The sequence below is a fragment of the Streptomyces viridochromogenes DSM 40736 genome (assembly GCF_000158955.1).
GTDB lineage: Bacteria > Actinomycetota > Actinomycetes > Streptomycetales > Streptomycetaceae > Streptomyces > Streptomyces venetus.
Window position 1 is genome coordinate 579,769 of the sequence record NZ_GG657757.1, and the last position, 20,020, is coordinate 599,788.

General features: G+C 72.9%; 18 protein-coding genes and 2 pseudogenes. 13 read left to right on the forward strand and 7 right to left on the reverse strand.

Annotated elements, in window-relative coordinates:
• Window positions 1-8: 8 nt before the first annotated feature.
• Genes paaE through paaA form a run of 5 tightly spaced genes read right to left on the reverse strand, consistent with a single transcriptional unit; the run spans window position 9 to window position 3,747 of the window.
• Window positions 9-1,124 (reverse strand): 1,2-phenylacetyl-CoA epoxidase subunit PaaE, encoded by a 1,116-nt coding sequence (gene paaE, locus SSQG_RS02705; RefSeq protein ID WP_003988146.1) that lies wholly within the window; start codon window positions 1,122-1,124, stop codon window positions 9-11.
• Window positions 1,124-1,639 (reverse strand): 1,2-phenylacetyl-CoA epoxidase subunit PaaD, encoded by a 516-nt coding sequence (gene paaD / locus SSQG_RS02710; protein ID WP_039931819.1) that lies wholly within the window; start codon window positions 1,637-1,639, stop codon window positions 1,124-1,126. The genes paaE and paaD overlap by 1 nt, the downstream gene beginning before the upstream one ends.
• Complete coding sequence (gene paaC, locus SSQG_RS02715; protein ID WP_003988148.1) at window positions 1,633-2,460, reverse strand: 1,2-phenylacetyl-CoA epoxidase subunit PaaC; 828 nt, start codon at window positions 2,458-2,460, stop codon at window positions 1,633-1,635. The genes paaD and paaC overlap by 7 nt, the downstream gene beginning before the upstream one ends.
• A 10-nt stretch (window positions 2,461-2,470) precedes the next feature.
• Window positions 2,471-2,764, reverse strand: coding sequence for a 1,2-phenylacetyl-CoA epoxidase subunit PaaB (paaB, locus tag SSQG_RS02720; RefSeq protein ID WP_003988149.1), 294 nt, complete (start codon window positions 2,762-2,764; stop codon window positions 2,471-2,473).
• The gene (paaA, locus tag SSQG_RS02725) at window positions 2,761-3,747 is read right to left on the reverse strand and encodes a 1,2-phenylacetyl-CoA epoxidase subunit PaaA (protein WP_003988150.1); all 987 of its coding nucleotides are present in this window, start codon (window positions 3,745-3,747) and stop codon (window positions 2,761-2,763) included. The genes paaB and paaA overlap by 4 nt, the downstream gene beginning before the upstream one ends.
• A gap of 197 nt (window positions 3,748-3,944) precedes the next feature.
• Here paaA and paaI point away from each other — a divergent pair, with 197 nt between their 5' ends.
• Together paaI and paaK are read left to right on the forward strand one after the other, a co-directional pair.
• Window positions 3,945-4,340 carry a hydroxyphenylacetyl-CoA thioesterase PaaI gene (gene paaI / locus SSQG_RS02730; RefSeq protein WP_052310429.1) on the forward strand — a complete coding sequence of 132 codons (396 nt, stop codon included), beginning with the start codon at window positions 3,945-3,947 and terminating at the stop codon, window positions 4,338-4,340.
• A complete protein-coding gene (gene paaK, locus SSQG_RS02735) occupies window positions 4,337-5,656 on the forward strand; it encodes a phenylacetate--CoA ligase PaaK (protein ID WP_003988152.1) in 1,320 nt (439 codons plus the stop codon). The genes paaI and paaK overlap by 4 nt, the downstream gene beginning before the upstream one ends.
• A 9-nt stretch (window positions 5,657-5,665) precedes the next feature.
• Here paaK and SSQG_RS02740 read toward each other — a convergent pair whose 3' ends face one another.
• Together SSQG_RS02740 and SSQG_RS02745 are read right to left on the reverse strand one after the other, a co-directional pair.
• A complete protein-coding gene (locus tag SSQG_RS02740; protein WP_052310220.1) occupies window positions 5,666-6,871 on the reverse strand; it encodes a PP2C family protein-serine/threonine phosphatase in 1,206 nt (401 codons plus the stop codon).
• A 115-nt stretch (window positions 6,872-6,986) separates the two neighbouring features.
• The gene (locus SSQG_RS02745) at window positions 6,987-7,745 is read right to left on the reverse strand and encodes an IclR family transcriptional regulator (RefSeq protein WP_039931820.1); all 759 of its coding nucleotides are present in this window, start codon (window positions 7,743-7,745) and stop codon (window positions 6,987-6,989) included.
• A 188-nt stretch (window positions 7,746-7,933) separates the two neighbouring features.
• Here SSQG_RS02745 and SSQG_RS02750 point away from each other — a divergent pair, with 188 nt between their 5' ends.
• The 11 genes and pseudogenes from SSQG_RS02750 to SSQG_RS02795 all read left to right on the forward strand — a co-directional run.
• Window positions 7,934-9,517 (forward strand): ABC transporter substrate-binding protein, encoded by a 1,584-nt coding sequence (locus tag SSQG_RS02750; RefSeq protein WP_003988155.1) that lies wholly within the window; start codon window positions 7,934-7,936, stop codon window positions 9,515-9,517.
• A gap of 2 nt (window positions 9,518-9,519) precedes the next feature.
• The gene (locus SSQG_RS02755) at window positions 9,520-10,473 is read left to right on the forward strand and encodes an ABC transporter permease (RefSeq protein ID WP_003988156.1); all 954 of its coding nucleotides are present in this window, start codon (window positions 9,520-9,522) and stop codon (window positions 10,471-10,473) included.
• Window positions 10,473-11,357 carry an ABC transporter permease gene (locus SSQG_RS02760; RefSeq protein ID WP_003988157.1) on the forward strand — a complete coding sequence of 295 codons (885 nt, stop codon included), beginning with the start codon at window positions 10,473-10,475 and terminating at the stop codon, window positions 11,355-11,357. Before SSQG_RS02755 ends, SSQG_RS02760 begins: the two co-directional genes overlap by 1 nt.
• The gene (locus SSQG_RS02765; protein WP_003988158.1) at window positions 11,357-13,120 is read left to right on the forward strand and encodes an ABC transporter ATP-binding protein; all 1,764 of its coding nucleotides are present in this window, start codon (window positions 11,357-11,359) and stop codon (window positions 13,118-13,120) included. The genes SSQG_RS02760 and SSQG_RS02765 overlap by 1 nt, the downstream gene beginning before the upstream one ends.
• Window positions 13,117-15,123 carry a CocE/NonD family hydrolase gene (locus SSQG_RS02770; RefSeq protein ID WP_003988159.1) on the forward strand — a complete coding sequence of 669 codons (2,007 nt, stop codon included), beginning with the start codon at window positions 13,117-13,119 and terminating at the stop codon, window positions 15,121-15,123. Before SSQG_RS02765 ends, SSQG_RS02770 begins: the two co-directional genes overlap by 4 nt.
• A pseudogene (locus SSQG_RS42405) lies at window positions 15,120-15,299 on the forward strand (TetR family transcriptional regulator); the annotation flags it as partial. The gene SSQG_RS02770 and the pseudogene SSQG_RS42405, both read left to right, overlap by 4 nt.
• A 194-nt stretch (window positions 15,300-15,493) precedes the next feature.
• On the forward strand, window positions 15,494-15,790 hold the full coding sequence (locus tag SSQG_RS42410; protein WP_244299447.1) for a TetR family transcriptional regulator C-terminal domain-containing protein: 297 nt from the start codon (window positions 15,494-15,496) through the stop codon (window positions 15,788-15,790).
• A 406-nt stretch (window positions 15,791-16,196) separates the two neighbouring features.
• Entirely contained in the window at window positions 16,197-17,942 is a 1,746-nt protein-coding gene (locus SSQG_RS02780) for a hydrogenase maturation protein (RefSeq protein WP_003988163.1), read from the forward strand.
• Complete coding sequence (locus tag SSQG_RS02785; RefSeq protein ID WP_003988164.1) at window positions 17,939-18,526, forward strand: hydrogenase maturation protease; 588 nt, start codon at window positions 17,939-17,941, stop codon at window positions 18,524-18,526. Before SSQG_RS02780 ends, SSQG_RS02785 begins: the two co-directional genes overlap by 4 nt.
• 38 nt (window positions 18,527-18,564) lie before the next feature.
• Window positions 18,565-19,302 carry a hydrogenase nickel incorporation protein HypB gene (gene hypB / locus SSQG_RS02790; protein ID WP_003988165.1) on the forward strand — a complete coding sequence of 246 codons (738 nt, stop codon included), beginning with the start codon at window positions 18,565-18,567 and terminating at the stop codon, window positions 19,300-19,302.
• Window positions 19,299-20,020 (forward strand): annotated as a pseudogene (locus SSQG_RS02795) (acylphosphatase); the annotation flags it as partial. The gene hypB and the pseudogene SSQG_RS02795, both read left to right, overlap by 4 nt.

The following is a 20,020-nucleotide window of genomic DNA, read 5'->3' on the forward strand; positions in this document are numbered from 1 at the left end:
GCTCGGCGTCAGGTGTCGAAGTCCACCGTCAGCGCGTCGGACACCGGGAACGACTGGCAGGTGAGGACATAGCCCGCGTCGACCTCGGCCGGTTCCAGGGCGAAGTTGCGCCGCATGTCGGCCTTGCCGTCGGTGACCAGGGCACGGCAGGTGCCGCAGACGCCGCCCTTGCAGGCGAAGGGGAGGTCCGGGCGGGTCTGCTGGGCGCCTTCGAGGATGCTCCGCTCCCGGGGCAGGGCGGAGGTGGTGGAGCGGCCGTCGAGGGTGACGGTGACCTGACTGACGGGTCCGGTGGGGCCGGTCTCGGCGTGCCGGACCTCGCGTACGGGCTCGTCGTCGGCGTAGAACAGCTCCTGGTGGACGCGGTCGCCGGGCACGTCGAGGCCGGCCAGGACCTGCTGGGCGGCGCGGACCATGCCGTGCGGGCCGCACAGCCACCAGTGGTCGGCGGACTCCACGTCGACCAGCGCGTCGACGAGGGCGGAGAGCCGTTCGGCGTCGAGGCGGCCGGAGAGCACCTCGGCCTCGCGGGGCTCCCGGGAGAGGACGTGGGCGAGCTGGAACCGCGTCGGGTAGAGGTCCTTCAGGTCGGCCAGGTCGTCGGCGAACATCACGGTGCCGGTGCGGCGGTTGCCGTAGAGGAGGGTGACCGTCGAGCGGGAGTCGGCGGCCAGGACGGACTCGGCGATGGAGACCATGGGCGTGATGCCGGAGCCCGCCGCGATCAGAACGTGGTGGCCGGGGGTGGTGAGGTCGGGGGTGAAGACGCCGGTGGGTGCCATGACCTCGACGATGTCGCCGGGGCGCACGTCCCGCACCAGCCAGGCGGAGAACAGGCCGCCGGGTACGACCCGGACGCCGATGCGCGGTGCGGTGCCGGCGGGTGAGCAGATGGAGTAGGAGCGGCGCTCGTCCCGGCCGTCGATCTCGCGCCGCAGGGTGAGCGACTGGCCGGGCGCGAAGGCGAACTCCTCGGCCAGCTCGGCCGGGATGTCGAAGCTGACGGCTGCCGCGTCGTCGCACAGCGGCCGCACGGCGGCGACCCGCAGGGGGTGGAAGACCGGACGTCGGCGGGCACGGGCGTGTGCCGCCGGGGCGGGGGCCGGCTCCATCAGGTCGTCCATCAGATCTCCTTGACGTACTCGAACGGCTCGCGGCAGCCGAGACAGCGCCACAGAGACTTGCAGGACGTGGCGCCGAAGCGGGAGGTCTCCTCGGTGTCGGGGTGACCGCAGCGGGGGCAGGGCACCGAGCGGCGGGGCGGCGACAGCACGAGCGGGACCGGGCCGGTGGCGCGCGCGGGCGCGGTACCGGGCGGGGCGATGCCGTGCTCGGCGAGCTTGCGGCGGCCGTCCGCAGTGATCCAGTCGCTGCTCCACGGCGGGTCGAGGACGGTGCGGATCTCCACGCGCGCGTACCCCGCCTCGCGCAGCCGGGCGGCCACGCCGGCCCGCATCTCCGCCATGGCCGGGCAGCCCGAGTAGGTCGGGGTGAGGCTCGCCACCACCGTCCCGTCGGAGGCCAGGGACACCTCGCGCAGCACGCCGAGGTCGGCCAGGGTGAGCATGGGCAGTTCGGGGTCGGGCACCTGCTCGGCGATGCGCCGGGCCCGTCGCGTGTCCAGGGCCGTCGTCACCATGTCGCCTCCGGGTGGGCACGGGCGATGCCCTGCAACTCGGCCAGCAGCGGGGCGAGATGCTCGGTGTGCTCCCCGGCGCGGCCCGAGCCGGGCAGCGGACGGTAGACCGGCATGGGCAGTCCGGCCGCCTCGGAGACCTGGCGCAGGACGGCGACGACCTCGTCCCGTACGTCGTACGCCGTGAACAGCTCGCCCAGGTAGGGCGCCACCTGCTCCTGCGCCCGGCGCATCCGGCGGTGCGACTCCTCGGTGCCGTCGCCCAGGCGCACCGCCCACTCGGCCGCGTACTGCCGGTGGTAGGCCAGTTCCTTCACTCCCTTGGCGGCGATCGCCGCGAGCACCGGGTCGCGGTGGGCGGTGAGCCGCTCGAAGTGCGCGAGGCGCCAGCTGGAGAACACCAGCAGCCGCACGATCGAGAACGCGAAGTCGCCGCCCGGGAGTTCGGCCAGGCGTACGTTGCGGAAGTCCCCGGCGTCGCGGAAGTAGGCGTAGGCGTCCTCGTCGCGCCCGGTGCCGTCGGTCTGGCCCGCCCGGGAGTAGAGCAGTCGGGCCTGGCCGAGCAGGTCGAGTCCGATGTTGGCCAGGGCCACCTCCTCCTCCAGCTCGGGGGCCCGGGTGGTCCACTCGGCGAGCCGCTGGGCCGAGACGAGGGCGTCGTCGGCCAGGGTGACGCAGAGCGCGGCCAGTTCACCGGCGTCGACGCCGTCGGGCACGGCCGTGTCCACGCCGTGCAGGGGGTCCTCGAAGCCGGTGCCGTAGGCCCAGCGGGTGTCGTCCTCGTGTCCCTCGGCGAGGGTCATGTACACGTGGTCGTCGCTCATGCCCTCTCCTTCAGATGTGCGGGACGTCGTCGGGGATGTCGTAGAAGGTCGGGTGGCGGTAGACCTTGTCGGCGCTCGGGGCGAAGAACGGGTCCTTCTCGTCGCGGGTGGAGGCGGCGATGTGCTCGGAGCGCACGACCCAGATGCTGACGCCCTCGTTGCGCCGGGTGTACAGGTCACGGGCGTGGGTGAGCGCCATGCGGTCGTCGGCGGCGTGCAGTGAACCGACGTGGACGTGGTTCAGCCCGCGCTTTCCGCGCACGAACACCTCGTACAGGGGCCAGTTCTGCTTCTCGGCGGTCATGCCACCGCTCCCTTCTCCGCTCGGGCGGCCTGCTTGGCGGCGTGGGCGGTGGCCGCCTCGCGCACCCAGGCGCCGTCCTCGTGGGCCGTGCGGCGCCGCTCCATCCGCTCGGCGTTGCACGGCCCGTCGCCCTTGATGACCCGCATGAGCTCGTCCCAGTCGGGGGTGCCGAAGTCGTGGTGCCCGCGATCCTCGTTCCAGCGCAGCTCCGGGTCGGGCAGTGTCACGCCGAGCTTCTCGGCCTGTGGAACGGTCATGTCGACGAAGCGCCGGCGCAGTTCGTCGTTGCTGTGCCGCTTGATCTTCCACGCCATGGACTGCGCGGAGTTGGGCGAGGCGTCGTCGGGCGGGCCGAACATCATCAGCGACGGCCACCACCAGCGGTTGACGGCGTCCTGCACCATCTCCCGCTGCTCCGCGGTGCCGCGCATCATCGTCATCAGCAGTTCGTAGCCCTGCCGCTGGTGGAACGACTCCTCCTTGCAGATGCGCACCATGGCGCGCGCGTACGGCCCGTAGGAGCTGCGGCACAGCGGCACCTGGTTGCAGATCGCCGCCCCGTCCACGAACCAGCCGATCACTCCGACGTCGGCGAAGCTCATCGTCGGGTAGTTGAAGATCGACGAGTACTTCTGACGTCCCTCGATCAGCCGCTCGGTCAGGTCGGCGCGGTCGGCGCCCAGCGTCTCCGCCGCCGAGTACAGGTACAGCCCGTGCCCAGCCTCGTCCTGCACCTTCGCGAAGAGAATGGCCTTGCGGCGCAGCGACGGCGCGCGGGTGATCCACTCGCCTTCCGGCTGCATGCCGATGATCTCCGAGTGCGCGTGCTGCGCGATCTGCCGGATCAGCGTCCTGCGGTAGCCCTCCGGCATCCAGTCACGCGGCTCGATCCGCTGGTCCCGCGCGATCGTCGCGTCGAATTGCTGCTGGAGAACCGGCTCGGCGCCGTCCGCCCCCGGGGGGCTGGAGTGTGTCGTGTCCATCCGTCCCACTTCCCAACCGACCATTCGTTCGGTACATGGTATGACAGCCGGCGCGCCTTGGTAAGACCCCGACCCTTGACAGGCACCGAGGCGGCTGGATTACTTGGCGACGCCGAAGCTAACCGAATGTTCGGTCGGTAGACAAGGTGGTGCGAGAAGTGACCCATACCGCTGACGCGACACCGGCCGCGGCGGCGATGTTCGCCGCGGACGAGGCCTCCAGGGGGCTCGGTGCCGAGCTGGTCGAGCAGGGCGAAGGGACCGCCGTGCTCAGGATGACCGTGACCCCGGGGATGGTGAACGGGCACGGGACGGCCCACGGGGGCTATGTCTTCCTGCTCGCTGACAGCGCCTTCGCCTGCGCCTGCAACAGCCACGGCCCGGTGACCGTCGCGGCCGGGGCCGACATCACCTTCGTGGCACCGGCGTACGAAGGCGACGTGCTCCTGGCGCGGGCCGAGGAACGCGCCCGGTTCGGCCGCAGCGGCCTCTACGACGTGACCGTTCTGCGGGGTGACGAGGTGATCGCGGAGTTCCGGGGCCGCAGCCGCAGCCTCAGGAGCGCGAGCACGACGCCGAAGGAGTCGCGATGACCGGGCAACGGCGGGGCGAGCCCCTCCCCCACGGTCTGCTGGACGACGGTGAGCGTCTGACGCGCGAGGAACTGCGCGAACTCCAGCTCGGCCGGCTGCGGCGGAGCCTGCGGCACGCCTACGACCACGTCGAGCAGTACCGGAAGAAGTTCGACGAGGCCGGGATCACGCCCGACGACTGCCGCTCACTGGAGGATCTGTCCCGGTTCCCCTTCACCACGAAGGCGGACCTGCGCGACACCTACCCGTTCGGCATGCTGGCGGTCCCCATGGACCAGATCCGTCGCGTGCATGCCTCGAGCGGCACCACCGGGCGCCCCACGGTCGTCGGTTATACGGAGAACGACCTGTCGATGTGGGCGGACCTCGTGGCCCGCTCGATCCGCGCCGCCGGCGGACGCCCCGGCGACAAGGTGCACATCTCCTACGGCTACGGCCTGTTCACCGGCGGCCTCGGCGCGCACTACGGCGCGGAGCGGGCCGGCTGCGTGGTGATCCCGGCCTCGGGCGGCATGACCGCACGCCAGGTACAGATCATCCAGGACTTCCGGCCCGAGATCATCATGGTCACCCCGTCCTACATGCTCACCCTGCTCGACGAGTTCGAGCGGCAAGGCGTCGATCCGCGCTCCACCTCCCTGCGGGTGGGCATTTTCGGCGCCGAGCCGTGGACGGAGGAGATGCGCCGTGAGATCGAGGAGCGGCTGGACATCCACGCCGTGGACATATACGGCCTGTCCGAGGTGATCGGCCCGGGTGTCGCCCAGGAGTGCGTGGAGAGCAAGGACGGGCTGCACGTGTGGGAGGACCACTTCTATCCCGAGGTGGTCGACCCGATCACGGGCGAGGTCCTGCCCGAGGGCGAGGAGGGCGAGCTGGTCTTCACCTCCCTGACCAAGGAGGCCCTGCCGATCGTCCGCTACCGCACCCGTGACCTGACCCGGCTGCTGCCCGGCACGGCCCGGCCGGCCTTCCGCCGCATCCAGAAGATCACCGGCCGTTGCGACGACATGATCATTCTGCGCGGGGTGAACGTCTTCCCCAGCCAGATCGAGGAGATCGTGCTGCGCACCCCCGGCGTCGCCCCGCACTTCCAGATCCAGCTGACCCGGCGCGGCCGCCTGGACCACCTGACGGTCCTCGTCGAAAGCCGCCCCGGCACGCCCGCCGACCGGCGCGCATCCGCGGCCCGAGAGATCGCCAAGGACGTCAAGGACGGCGTCGGTGTCACGGTGGACGTGACGATCGTCGAACCGGAGACCCTGGAACGGTCCGTCGGCAAGCTCAAGCGGGTCAAGGACCTGCGCAAGGAGTAGGAACGGCGGTCACGAGCAGCACCGCGCCTCGGAGACCGGGGCGGGAGCGGTCACCTCGGGCACCACGCCCCCTTCCGACGCGGTCGGCTTCCGGATCAGCAGGAGCGCCGCGTCGTCGTGCAGCCGCCCGCCCACGTGGGCCAGCAGCTCGTCGTGCAGGGCACCGAGGGTGCGGGACGGCTCGTGGGACGCGTGACGCTCCAGGCCCTGGGCGAGCGGATAGAAGGAGCGGCCGTGGTCGCGGGCCTCGGTGACGCCGTCGGTGTAGAGCAGCAGCTGGTCGCCCTCGGCGAACCGGAGCGCCTGCAGGCCGGGCGCGTGACCGGCGAGGGAGCGCAGCCCGAGGGGCGGGGACGGCAGGTCGGGTTCGACCGGCACGACACTCCCGCAGGCGCGCACCAGCAGCGGAGGCGTGTGCCCGCAGTTCACCACCTCGAGGTGCCCACCCTCCGGATACCCGGCGACCACGGCGGTGACGAAGTCGTCGTGGCCGAGGTTGCGCGCCAGGCTGCGCTCGATCCTGTCGACCACGGCGAGCAGGTCGGGCTCGTCGTGGGCGGCCTCGCGGAACACTCCCAGGACCAGTGCGGCGGTCCCCACCGCGGGGAGCCCCTTGCCGCGCACGTCGCCGACGATCAGCCGCACCCCGTGCGGGGTGGGTATCAGGGCGTAGAGGTCGCCGCCGATACGGGCCTCGGCGGCCGCGGCGCTGTAGCGGACTGCCACCTGGAAGGGACCGACGTTCGCCGGTACGGGCCTGAGCAGCGCGTGCTGGGCGGTCTCCGCGACCGAGCGGACGGCGGCGAGCACCCGTTCGCGGCGTACACGCAGGACGCCGGCCAGGCCGCTCGCCAGGGTGACGGCCACCAGGGCCGACAGCACGGCGGCCAGTTCACGGCCCGGCACGCCGTCCCGGATCCCGAGCAGCGTGCCGAGCGCCGCGGCGAGGAGACCGACGCAGACGACGCCCCGCGGCCCGTTGGTCGTGGCCGCCAGGGCGGGCCCGGCGGCGAGCAGAGGCAGCCAGATCATCCCGGCGCCGTCGGCGAGATCGGCGAGCAGGACGGCGGCGACGACCAGTACGGGCAGGACGGGCGTACCGGCGGCCAGCTGCGCGAGGGCGCGTCTACGGGCAGAACCCCGGGCACCGGCCACTCGACTGCTGGACGGCCGTACTCGCCGGTGGTCGGCACCAGGGTCGCGCGCATGGCTCATGTTCTTATCCGTGTCCTTGACCTGTGCGCGGGGCGCGAGGCTGGGAGCGCACCCCTGAAATGTCTGACTTATCCAGATAAAGGGATGAGCTGGGACACCGACAAGGAGTGGAATTTCAGATAGTGAGCGAGAGGCTCCGGGTCACCCGGCTCGCGGTCGGGAGCAGCCTCGCACGGATCTCTGGCAGCCGGGAGAGCCGGTTCGCCGGGAGCGAGACGCCGAGGGAACCGATGGTTTCCCCGCTGTAGACCGGGACGGCGACACAGACCGTGCCGAGGGCGTACTCCTCCAGGTCGGTGACGGCCGGGGCCAGGGGTGGGGCCTCCAGGCGCTGGAGCAGTTCCGGCCGGCTGGTGATCGTCCGGGGCGTGAGGTCGGCGAGGTGGTGGCGGGCGAGGTAGTCCTTGCGCGACTCGACGTCCATTTCGCGCAGTACGGACTTGCCGAGCGCGGTCGCGTGTCCCGCGTCCTCGAAGCCCACCCACAGGTCGACGCGGGGCGTGCCCGGGCCGTCGACGATCTCCGCGACCGTGATCTCGCCGTCCTCGTAGAAGGTGAGGTAGGCGGCGGACGCGAGCTCGTCCCGGAGTGTGGCGAGCGTGGGCCGGACGCGGCTCAGCAGCGCCTGGGCGCGCCCGGTGGTCCGCAGCGCCTGCAGCTTGTCACCGAGGACGAACCCGCCGTCGTCCAGCTTCCGCACGTACCCGTCGTGGACGAGTGTCCTCAGCAGGTGGTACGCGGTGGCCAGGGGCAGGCCCGTCTCACGCGCCAGCTGTTTCGCCGGCGCGCCGTTCTGGTGCGCGCTCACGGCCTCCAGCAGCCGCATGGCCCGCTGTACGGAGGCGATGAGCGTGGGGCCGTCCTGCTCGCCCATAGGACCAGCCTGCGTCAGCCGTTCCGCGGAGGCAAGGCGGCCGGACGCGGTGTCGGCGTCGGCGTCACACGCTCCCTGTACGACTTCTTCACAGTCCGAAGGGTTGGCTTGAAACCGCCTGCTCGCTATCGTTCACGGACTTCACTCAATCGTTCGGCTGAACGAATAGCGACAGGGAAGGTCGGTTCATGTCCGACATCCACCACCCGGGGCGCCGTTCGGTGCTCGCCGCGAGCGCCGCCGGTGCGGCCTCGCTCGGCGCGTCCTGGCTGCTGTCCGGCTGTTCGGGCGCCACCGCCGCACCCGTCCTGCCTGCCGCCGCCCGGCCCGGCACGCCCGACCGCGGCGGCACCCTGCGGATCGCCCGCCCGCCCGCCTCCGACGCCGAGACCCTCGACCCGGCGAGCTCCCTGTCCGCCTACGAATACCTGGGCGCCCTCTACAACCGGCTGGTCCGCATCGGCGCGGACGGCGACGTGGCGCCCGACCTCGCCGAGTCCTGGGAGCCGGACAGCACGGCACGCACCTGGACCTTCCGGCTCCGCAAAGGCGTCACCTTCCACGACGGCCGGGCCTTCACCTCCGCCGACGCCGCCTACACGCTGCGCCACATCCTCGACAAGGCGACGGCGTCCCCGCAGGCCGGCGTCCTCACCCCGCTCGTCGACCCCGGGCGGCTGCGCACGCCCGACGCCCACACCCTCGTCGTGCCGCTGAAGACCCCGAACGCCGAGTTCCCGAGCCTGCTGACGCACTACAACTGCTACGTCGTCCCCGAGGGCAGCGGGAAGTCCATCGGGCGCACCGGCATCGGCACCGGCCCCTTTAAGCTGGAGTCCTTCGCACCGGCCGGCCCCGGCCGGGTCACCGCGTACAAGGACCACTGGGCGGGCCGCCCCGTGCTCGACGCGATCGCCTTCTACTCGGTCGCGGACATGTCCGCGCGCTCGGGCGCCCTGCTCGCCGGGCAGGTCGACCTGCTGTCCCAGACCAACCTGGACTTCGCCACCGCACGTGTCGTGGCCGCCTCCGATCACGCCACCATCGCCCGCGTGAAGAACGGCCAGTGGTACGTGCTGCCGATGCTCACCACCGACAAGCCCTTCACCGACGTCGACGTCCGCCGGGCCATGAAGCTCGCCTACGACCCCGAGCACGTCGTGAAGGCGGCCCTCCAGGGTGCGGGCAGGGCCGGCTGGGACAACCCGGTGCCCCCGGACGACCCGGTGCACGTCCTGACGCACCCCCGGCACGACCCCGAGCAGGCACGGTTCCTGCTGAAGAAGGCGGGCCACGAGAACCTGGCCGTCGACCTGTACACCTCGGCGTACGACCCTCTCTTCACGCCCATGGCGCTCGCCTACCAGGAGTCGGCGAAGCGGGCCGGCATCCGGATCCGCCTCAAGACGGCGTCGGCGGACTCCTACTACACACAGATCTGGATGAAGCAGCCGCTGATGGCCACCTACTGGTACACCGGCCGGCCCGTCGACCAGCTCTTCAACCAGGTCTTCCGCAGCGGCTCCTCGTACAACGAGACCGCCTGGTCCGACAAGGGCTTCGACGCGCTGCTCGACCGGGCGCGTGCCGAGACCGACGACGCGAGGCGCCGTGACCTCTACGGCGAGGCGCAGAGGTGGGTGATCGACAAGGGCGGCGCGATGACCCCGATGTTCGCCGACCGGCTCGTGGGCCTCTCCCGCAAGGTGCGCGGATACTCCGAGCACGGCTTCGAGTTCGACTACCTCGGCATCGGCCTGAAGGGGGCCTGACCATGCTCTCCTTCGTCGCCCGCCGTACCGCGGCCGCGCTCGGCACGCTCCTGCTCTCCTCCCTGCTGGTCTTCCTCGCCGTCCAGGCCCTGCCCGGCGACGTCGCCACCCAGGTCCTCGGCAAGGACGCGACCCCGCAGGCGGTGGCCCAGCTGCGCGGCAGTCTCGGACTCGACCGGCCCGCCTGGGAGCGGTACGCCGACTGGATGCGGGGCGCCCTGCACGGCGACTTCGGCACGTCCCTCGTCTCCGGGAAGGCGGTCGGCGGTGACGTCGCCCAGTACCTCGGCAACTCCGCGCTCGTCGCCGTCATCACCATCCTGTTCGCGGTGACCGGTTCGCTGCTGCTGGGCATCGTCGCCGGGCTCTACCGCGACCGCTGGCCCGACCACCTCATCTCGACGGTCAGCCTCGTCGGCATGAGCGTCCCCGAGTTCGTCGTGGCCACCGTGCTCGTCCTGTGCTTCTCGGTCGCGCTGCCGTGGTTCCCCGCGGTCGTCCTCTACGGCCCCGACGCCACCGTAGGCCAGCTCCTGCCCGCCGTCTGGCTCCCGGCCCTCGCCCTCGCGGTGGTGATGGCCGCCTACATCGTCCGCATGGCCCGCACTTCGGTGATCGACGTGATGGCGAGCGAGTACGTCACCACCGCCCGCCTCAAGGGCCTGTCCACCTGGCGGGTCGTCACCCGGCACGCGCTGCCCAGCGCCCTGCTGCCCGTCCTGCACGTGATCGCGCTCAACGTGGCCTGGCTGCTGGGCGGGGTCGCCGTCGTCGAGAACGTGTTCAACTACCCGGGCGTCGGCAAGCTGATGCTCTCCTCGGTGCAGAACCGGGACCTGCCCGTCATCCAGGCCATCGCCCTGATCAGCGCCGTCGTCTACGTCGCGTGCAACCTCGCCGCCGACCTCGGCGCCATGGCCCTCAACCCCAGGCTCCGCACCCGAGGGAGGACCTGATGACCACGGTCGACACCGCCCCCGCCGTCGCCCCGGCCGCACGCACCGCCCGCGCGTGGCGCACCCTGTGCTCCTCGCGCACGGCCGTCATCGGCCTCGCGATCGTCGCCGTCCACGTCGTGATCGCGCTGCTGGCCCCACTGCTCGCCTCCTACGATCCGATCGCGGGCGATGCCTCGCAGGCCCTGCTCGGCCCGGGCGGGGCGCACTGGGCGGGCACCGACCAGTACGGCCGGGACGTCCTCGCGCGGGTCCTGTACGGCGGCCGGTACGCGCTCGGTGTCTCCGTCGCCGCCACCGTCGTGAGCGTCGCGCTCGGCACGGTCGCCGGCTGCGCGGCCGCCCTGCGCGGCGGCTGGTTCGACGACCTGCTGGGGCGGGTGCTGGACGCGGTGCTGGCCGTGCCGGCGGTCCTGGCGCTGCTCGTGGTCGTGACCGCGCTCGGCACCGGACCGGCCGTCATCGTGCTCGCCGTCGCCGTCGTGTTCGTCCCCCAGGTGGTGCGGGTGGTGCGCGGGGCCGCCCTGGCGGTCGTGCCCGCCGACTACGTGACCGCCGCACGGGCCCGTGGGGAGGGCACCTGGTCGATCCTGCGGCGGGAGGTCCTGCCGAACATCGTCGACGTGGTGTGCGTCGAGTTCGCGATGCGCGCCTCCTGGGTCGTGCTGCTGATCTCCTCGCTGTCCTTCCTCGGGTTCGGCGCCGACCCGCCGACTCCCGACTGGGGCCTGATGGTGGCCGAGAACCGCACCGCCATCACCGTCGTGCCGATGGCGAGCGTCGCGCCGATCATCGCCCTGGCGACGCTCGTGATCGGACTCAACCTCGCGGCCGACGGCCTGTCCAAGGCCTGGGGCGTCGACCGGATCAGGGAGGGCTCCTGATGACCCCGCTCGTCTCCGTGAACTCCCTGTCCGTGGCCTACCGTTCCGGCGGCCGCGACGTACCCGTGGTGCGCGAGGTGTCGCTCGAAGCCGCCGCGGGGCGGACCCTCGCGCTGGTCGGCGAGTCCGGCAGCGGCAAGTCGACCCTCGCGGCGGCCCTGCTCGGGCATCTGCGGCACGGCTCCCGGGTCACCGGCGGCTCGGTGGAGGTGGACGGCCGGGACGTCTTCGCCCTGCCCGCACCCGAGCTGCGGCGGCTGCGCGGCCGGACCGTCGCCATGGTCGCCCAGAACGCGGGCCAGGCGCTGACTCCCTCCATGCGCGTCGGACGGCAGATCGCGGAGGCGGGCGGCGACATCCCCGTCATCGACCTGCTCGACCAGGTGCGGCTGCCGCGCCCCGCCGAGCTGGCCCGCCGCTATCCGCACGAGCTGTCCGGCGGCCAGCAGCAGCGCGTCGCCCTCGCCATGGCCATCGCCGCCCGCCCCAAGGTGCTGGTCCTCGACGAGCCGACCACCGGCCTCGACGTCGTCACCCAGCGGGGCGTGCTGGACCTGATCGCCGCCCTGCGCGACGAACTGGGTCTGGCGGCCGTGCTGGTGAGTCACGACCTGGGTGTCGTCGCGCACCTGGCCGACGAGGTGTGCGTGCTGAAGTCGGGCCGCGTGGTGGAGTCGGCGCCGACCCGGCAGTTGTTCGCGCGGCCCGCGGAGCCGTACACGAAGCGGCTGCTGGCGAGTGTGCCGCGGCTGGACGACGCCGGTCTCGCCCTCGTACGGGAGTCGGGCGAGCGCGACATCCGCCCCCGGGCCGTCGTGCCCGGGGACGCGCCGGTCGCCGTCTCGGCCCGGGACGTCACCGTCGACTACGGCCGCTCCCGTGTCGTACACGGTGTCTCCTTCGAGGTCCGGCGCGGTGAGGTGCTGGCCCTCGTGGGCGAGTCGGGCAGCGGCAAGTCCACGCTGGCCTGGGCCCTGGCGGGGCTGCGCACACCGTCGGGCGGCACCATGACCCACGAGTCGGGTGACCTGGCCCGGCCCGCGCAGCGGCGGCCGATGTCCCTGCGGCGACGGGTGCAGCTCGTCTTCCAGAACGCGGACACCTCGCTCAACCCCCGGCGCTCGGTCGGGGACGCCGTCCGCCGGCCGCTGCGGTTCTTCCGCACCGCCGGCGGCCGGGCCGAATCGGCCGAGCGCGCCCGGCGGCTCATCGCCGACGTACGCCTGGACCCGGCTCTCGCCGACCGGCTGCCGGCCCAGCTCTCCGGCGGCCAGCGGCAGCGCATCGGCATCGCGCGGGCGCTGGCGGGTGAGCCGGACGTCCTCGTCGCCGACGAGATCACCACGGCGCTGGACGTCTCCGTCCAGGCCGAGGTGCTGCGCCTGGTCGACGACCTGCGCCGGGAACGTGATCTGGCCTGCCTGTTCATCAGCCATGACCTGGCCGTCGTCCGGGGCATCGCGGACCGCGTCGTCGTCCTGCGTGGCGGTGTGGTGGTCGAGGAGGGCCCGACGGAGGCCGTCTTCGCGGCCCCCCGGCACCCCTACACGCGGCGGCTGATGGCGGCCGCGCTCGAACCCGACCCCGACGCACGGCCGCCGGTGGAGGTGACGCCCGACTGGGCCGACGCGGCCCAGGAGGGCGACGTGTGGACCGACCACGGCGACGGGCACCGGGCGCGCCGCTGGCGGCCCGCCGACACGTCCGCCACCCCGGATGCCCCGGACACCCCGCCCACTTCGATCGCCGAAGGAGTTTCGTGAAGTACCGCGACCGGTTCGCGCGCCAGGTCGTCCGCGAGGACGTGTGGATCCCCACCCGGGACGGCAGGACCCGCCTGCACGCCCGCGTCTGGCGCCCGGCCGACGCCGAGACGGACCCCGTGCCCGCGCTGCTCGAGTACCTGCCGTACCGCAAGAGCGACTGGACCGCCCCGCGCGACGCACAGCGCCACCCCTGGTACGCCGGTCACGGCTACGCCTCCGTCCGGGTCGACATCCGCGGCCACGGCGACAGCGAGGGCACACCGGGCGACGAGTACGACGCCCAGGAACTCGCGGACGGCGTGGACGTCGTCAACTGGCTTGCCGCACAACCCTGGTGCACCGGCAAGGTCGGCATGTTCGGCATCTCCTGGGGCGGCTTCAACTCCCTCCAGATCGCCGCCCTCGCCCCCGAACCGCTCAAGGCGGTCGTCACGGTCTGTTCCACCGACGACCGCTACGACAACGACGTCCACTACACCGGCGGTGCCGTCCTCGGCATCGACATGCTCGCCTGGGCCGGCACCATGCTCGCCTTCACCGCACGCCCGCCGGACCCCGCGAACGTCGGCACGGACCGCTGGCTGCCGATGTGGCGCGAGCGCCTCGACGCACTCGAACCCTTCCTGCACACCTGGCTGGAGCACCAGCAGCGGGACGACTACTGGCGGCACGGCAGCGTCTGCGAGGACTACCCGGCGATCGACGCGGCCGTCCTCGCGGTCGGCGGCTGGAACGACCCGTACCGGGACACCGTGCTGCGGCTCGTGGAGCACCTCCCCGGCGAGCGGGTGCGGGGCATCATCGGGCCCTGGTCGCACCAGTACCCCGACCGCGGGCTGCCGCCCGGCCCGGCCATCGGGTTCCTCCAGGAGACCCTGCGCTGGTGGGACCAGCACCTCAAGGACGTCGACACCGGGATCATGGCGGAGCCGCTGCTGCGCGCCTGGCTGAGCGACCCCGTACCGCCCGCCCCGTCGCACGAGGAGCTGCCCGGTCGCTGGGTGAGCGACGCCGAGTGGCCCAGCCCGGACGTCACGTGGGACACCCGCCCGCTCGGCGAGAGCCGTGACCCGGTCCTCGTGCGCTCGCCGCAGCACACCGGTCTCGACGCCGGCCGTTTCTTCCCGTTCGGCAACGCCGCCGACCTGCCGCCCGACCAGCGCGAGGAGGACGGGCGGTCCGTCTGCTTCGACTCCGCGCCCCTCGACCGGCGCGTGGAGATCCTCGGCCGCCCGCGCGTCCGGCTCCGCCTCGACAGCGCCACCCCCCGGGCCCATGTCATCGCCCGCGTGTGCGACGTCGCTCCCGACGGCTCGTCCACGCTCGTCACCCGGGGCGTGCTCAACCTGCTCAGCAGAAAGGGCCGCGAACACGCCGTCGAATGGACTCCGGGGACGTACGAGGACGTCGAGTTCGAGCTCAACGGCACCGGCTACGCCTTCCCGCCCGGCCATCGCGTCCGTGTCGCCCTCTCCGACGCGTACTGGCCCTGGGTGTGGCCGCACGGCGAACGGGGCGCGCTGCACGTCGTCCCGGCCGACAGCGCGGTCCTGCTGCCCGTGCGCGAGGCCGCCGACGAGGTGCCCGTGGGGTTCGAGGAACCGGAGCAGGCGGAACCGATGCCGGTCACCTACGACACACCCGCGCATCCCCGCCCCGAGCGCCTGGTCACGCACGACGTGGCCACCGGCGAGTGGACCCTGGAGGTCGACCCCGGTTACGGAGGGTCCCGGACCTATCCGGACGGGCTGCGCTACGAGGAGAGCGCCCGCGAGACGTACACCATCCGCTCGGACGACCCGCTGTCGGCGCGGGCCGTCTCCGAGTGGCACATCCGGCTGCGGCGCGGGGACGACTGGGACGCTGAGATCATGACGCGGACGGAGCTGCGCGCCACGGCCGCGGAGTTCATCATGGACAGCCGTGTCGAAGCACGGGGGAACGGAGAGACAGTGGCCGAGCGCGCGTGGCACCGCACCACCCCGAGGACGTCGGGATGACGGCCGCCGATCAGCCGCCGCAGGGCGCAAGGAGCCCGCGCCGTGCCGTCGCCGCGGCCGAACGGACCCGGCAGCCCACCGAGGTGCGGCGGCGCCTCATCGTCGACGCGGCCGTCCCGCTGATCGCGGAACGCGGTTACGCGTCGGTCGGCGTGCGCGACGTGGCCGCCGCGGCCGGGGTGTCCGTCGGCACGGTCACCTACCACTTCGACAGTGTGCAGGAAGTCCTCTCCGAGGCCATGGTGCTGCACATCGAGCGGTACTACACGGCGCTCAGCGAGGCCGCCGAGCACGCCACCAGCGCGGCCGAGGCTCTCAGGCTGCTCGTCGACGCCCTGTTCACCGAGGACACCGACCGGCACTGGCGGATGTGGTTCGAGTACTGGCACGCGGGCGAGCAGGGCACGGACGAGGCCTTCGCCCGGGGACAGGCGGACCGGTACGCGGCCTGGCACCGGGCAGATCCGAACCCTCGCCCGAACGAGGTGTCGGTGACGGCGAGTTCAGCTGCGACGACCTCGACGGCTTCACGGCCCGCTTCGCCGCCCTCGCCGACGGCCTCGCCCTGCAACGCCTGCGCCAGGCACCTCCCCTGACCACGCGGGAGGCCCGGCACCACCTCAACCGGTTCATCGAACGGGAACTCTCCCCTCGATCACCCGCGTGACGGTGCCCGGAGCCGACGCGGAGGCCGACCGGCCGGGAGGCTCCAGGACCGACGGCCTGGGGGCGCGCGCAGGGGCGGCGAGGGCGGCGGCTCCCGGGGGCGGACGTCACCGTCACCGTGTCGGCCGCGCGCCCGGCCCCGGCAGCCCGACCCGCGCGCGCCCTCGGCTGCAACAACGCCATCGCGCCCACCCAGCCGATGCACATCGACGACCTGAAGTACCTGCGACGACAACAAGCTGATCGAGTACGGCTGGGGCGCCCTGCACCCCGAACCCCGGCACCCCGGTGGGCCTGGACGTACCGCTGACGGCGCCCTCGGGCGAGTAGCCCGGAAGCGGAAGAGGGCCGCGAAACGCCGCGATGGTTCTTCTCGGCCCTCTCCCGAACGGCGACCATGCGATGTCATGGACATCTTGCTCGTCGCCAGCGCGTTCAACAGCCTGTCCCAGCGTGTGTACGCCGAACTGTCGGATCAGGGTCACCGAGTGGACGTCGTGCTCGCCTCGCACGGGCCCGAGGCCGTCCGGGCCGCCGTACGGGAGACGCGTCCGGACCTGGTCGTCGCCCCGATGCTGAAGTCGGCCGTGCCGGAGGACGTGTGGCAGGAGCACACCTGCCTGATCGTGCACCCGGGACCGCCCGGCGACCGGGGCCCGTCGTCGCTGGACTGGGCGATCGCCGAGGGGGCGCCCCGGTGGGGTGTGACGGTGCTCCAGGCCGAGGCCGCGATGGACGCGGGCGACGTCTGGGCGGACGGGTCCTTCCCCATGCCGCCGGTGGGCAAGAGCGACGTGTACCGCAACGAGGTGGCGGACGCCGCGACGGCCGCCGTCCTCCAGGCCGTGCGACGGTACGCCGACGGGTCGTACAAGCCGCGTCCGCAGAGCGATCCGGGGATCCGGGTGGTGTGGCGCGACTTCTTCCGCCAGGAGCGGCGGCGGATCGACTGGGAGAAGGACGGCACGGAGACGGTGCTGTGCAAGCTCCGCGGGGCCGACTCGCAGCCCGGGGTGCGCGACGAGCTCTGCGGCCGGGAGGTGTTCCTGCACGGCGGGCATCCCGAGGACCGGCTGCGGGGAGAGCCCGGGGAGCTGCTCGCGACCCGGTCCGGCGCGGTCTGCCGGGCCACCCGGGACGGAGCGGTGTGGATCCCCGAGCTGCGCCCGCGCAAGAGCTCGGGCGACCCGGCGCCGTTCCGCCGCCCGGCGGCCTCGGTGCTCGCCGGCTTCCCGGCCCCGCCCGGATTCCACGGCATGCCGGGCTCCAGCGACCGTCCGTACTGGCTGCCCGAGATCGCCGCCCCGCTCGAACTGCCCCCGGACCGCACCACCTGGACCGACATCCGCTACCGGCAACGGGGTGACATCGGGTTCCTGACCTTCTCGTTCCCCGGCGGGGCGATGAGCACCACCCACTGCCGCAGGCTGCTCGCCGCCTACCGGTACGCGCTCAGCCGCCCCACGTCGGTGCTGGTGCTCGGTGGGGCCCGCGACTTCTTCTCCAACGGCATCCATCTCAACGTCATCGAGGCGTCGAGCGACCCGGCCGGCGAGTCCTGGTCCAACCTCAACGCCATGAACGACCTGGTCGAGGCGGTGCTGCGCACCACCGACCGGCTGGTGGTCGCGGCCCTCGGCGGCAACGCGGCGGCCGGCGGCGTCATGCTGGCCCTCGCCGCCGACGAGGTCTGGTGCCGCACGGGCAGCGTCCTCAACCCGCACTACCGGAACATGGGCCTGTACGGGTCGGAGTACTGGACGTACTCGCTGCCCCGCCGGGTGGGCGCCGAGACGGCCGAGCGGCTGACGACCGAGGCGTTGCCGGTGAGTGCCGCGGCCGCCGAGCGGATCGGACTGGTGGACCGTCTGCTGCCGGTCCCGGCCCAGGAGTTCCCGGGCGAGGTCGAGCGCCTGGCCGCCGGGCTCGCCGACGACCCGGAACTCCTCACACAACGGATCACCGCCAAGGCCACGGCACGTCACGCGGACGAGCTCCAGCGGCCCCTCGCCGAGTACCGGCGGACCGAACTCGCCCGCATGCGCGCCATCTTCTTCGACCCGCATGCCCCCTACCACGCGCTGCGGTCCGCCTTCGTCCGCAAACTCCCGAGCGGCTCCGCGAGGCCCCTGGCCGCCGGAGACGCGCGATGAGCGCGCGGCTGCTCGTCGCGGGCGTCGGCAACATCTTCCTCGCGGACGACGCCTTCGGCCCGGAGGTGGTCCGTGCCCTGGAGCGGCGCCCGCTGCCACCCGAGGTGCGGGTACGGGACTTCGGCATCCGCGGGATGGACCTCGCGTACGCCCTGCTCGACGGCCACGACGCCGTCGTGCTGGTCGACGCGGCCGTACGGGGACACGAGCCGGGCACCCTGTCGCTGATCGAGCCCGAGCTCCCCGACCGCGCCTCGGGAGGCGCACCGCCCGAGGCGCACGGCATGGACCCGGCGAAGGTGCTGGCCCTGGCCGCCCACCTGGGCGAGGAGCCGCTCCCCCGCGTCCTCGTCCTCGCCTGTGAGCCGGAGCTGCGGGCACCCGCCGACGAGGACATCGCCCCGGGCGTCAGCGCGACGGTGCGCGAGGCGGTCGGGCGGGCCGTCGAGGCGCTGCACACCATCGTCCCGGTGCTGCTCGCCGACCCGGCGGCGACGCCCCCGTTGAGCCGCCCGGACGAATCCGACGCCCTGTCGTCGGCCGGGCTGCCGGGGACGGTGAGCGGCGGCGCGGAGGATCGGTAGCGGAACGATTTCCCTACCGACCGCGAGGAGCTGCGCCCATGTGCGAGTCGATGGAAGAGGTCACTCAGGCCGTCCTGGCGAAGAACGACAGTCTGGCCGCGGACCTGCGCGACGACCTCACCCGGCGCGGGGTGAGCGTGGTCAACCTGCTGTCCAGTCCGGGCAGCGGCAAGACCGAGCTGCTCGGGCGGGTGCTGACCCGGGCGGTGGAGCAGGGCCTGCCGGTGGCCGCGCTCACCGCCGACCTGGCGACCGAGAACGACGCCCACCGGCTGGCCCGCTCGGGAGCTCCGGTGAAGCAGCTCCTCACGGACGGGCTGTGCCATCTGGAGGCGCGGCAGCTGCGCGGCCACGTGGAGGGCTGGCTGCCCGAGGACACCTCGCTGCTGTTCGTGGAGAACGTCGGCAATCTCGTCTGCCCGGCCTCCTACGACCTCGGTGAGAGCCTGCGCATCGTGCTCATGGCGGTGACGGAGGGCGAGGACAAGCCGATCAAGTACCCCACGGCCTTCGGGTCGGCCCATCTGGTGGTGCTCACCAAGACCGACCTGGCCGGGCCCGCCGGTTTCGACCGGGCCGTGTTCGAGGCACATGTGCGGCGGGTCAACCCCGGGGTGGAGGTGGTGCCGTCCTGCGCCCGCACCGGCGAAGGCGTCGACACCCTGCTGGAGCGGGTGCTCGCCGTACGGGACGGAGCCCCCGTCCACCGGCCGCCCCTGGAGCCCCGCCCGCACACCCACAGCCATGAGGGCGCGGAAGCCGGCCTCGTCTCGTGACGGCACCCGTCACGCAGGTGGTGCGCCGCCGCGTCACCGTGCGCGGCACCGTGCAGGGCGTGGGGTTCCGCCCGCACGTGCACCGCCTGGCCACCGATCTCGCGCTCGTGGGATTCGTGAGCAACACGGCGAGCGGTGTCCTCATCGAGGTGGAGGGCCCGCCGGACGGGGTCGCCGCCTTCTGCGACCGGCTGGAGACGCGGCCGCCGCCGCTGGCCACCGTGAGCGAGGTCGCACTGGAGGACCTGCCCGTCACCGGCGCCGACCGCGACTTCACCATCCGCTCCACCGACCACTCCCCCGGCCGCACCCTCCTCCCACCCGACACGGCGACCTGCGCCGACTGCCTGCGGGAGCTGGCCGATCCGGCCGACCGCCGCCACCGGCACCCCTTCGTCACCTGCACCCACTGCGGGCCGCGCTTCACCATCGCCACGGGCATGCCGTACGACCGGGCGGTCACCACCATGGCCGGCTTCCCGATGTGCCCCGACTGTGCCCGGGAGTACGGCGACCCCGCCGACCGTCGCTTCCACGCCCAGCCCGTGGCCTGCCCCGCATGCGGTCCGCGGCTGCGCCTGGTGCCCCGCCCCCGGCAGCGATGTCCGCCCGGCCCGCGACGCCGACGCCCTGGCGACGGCACGGGCCCTGCTGGCCCGACGGGGCGGATCGTCGCCGTCAAGGGGCTGGGGCGGCTACCACCCTGGCGTGCGACGCC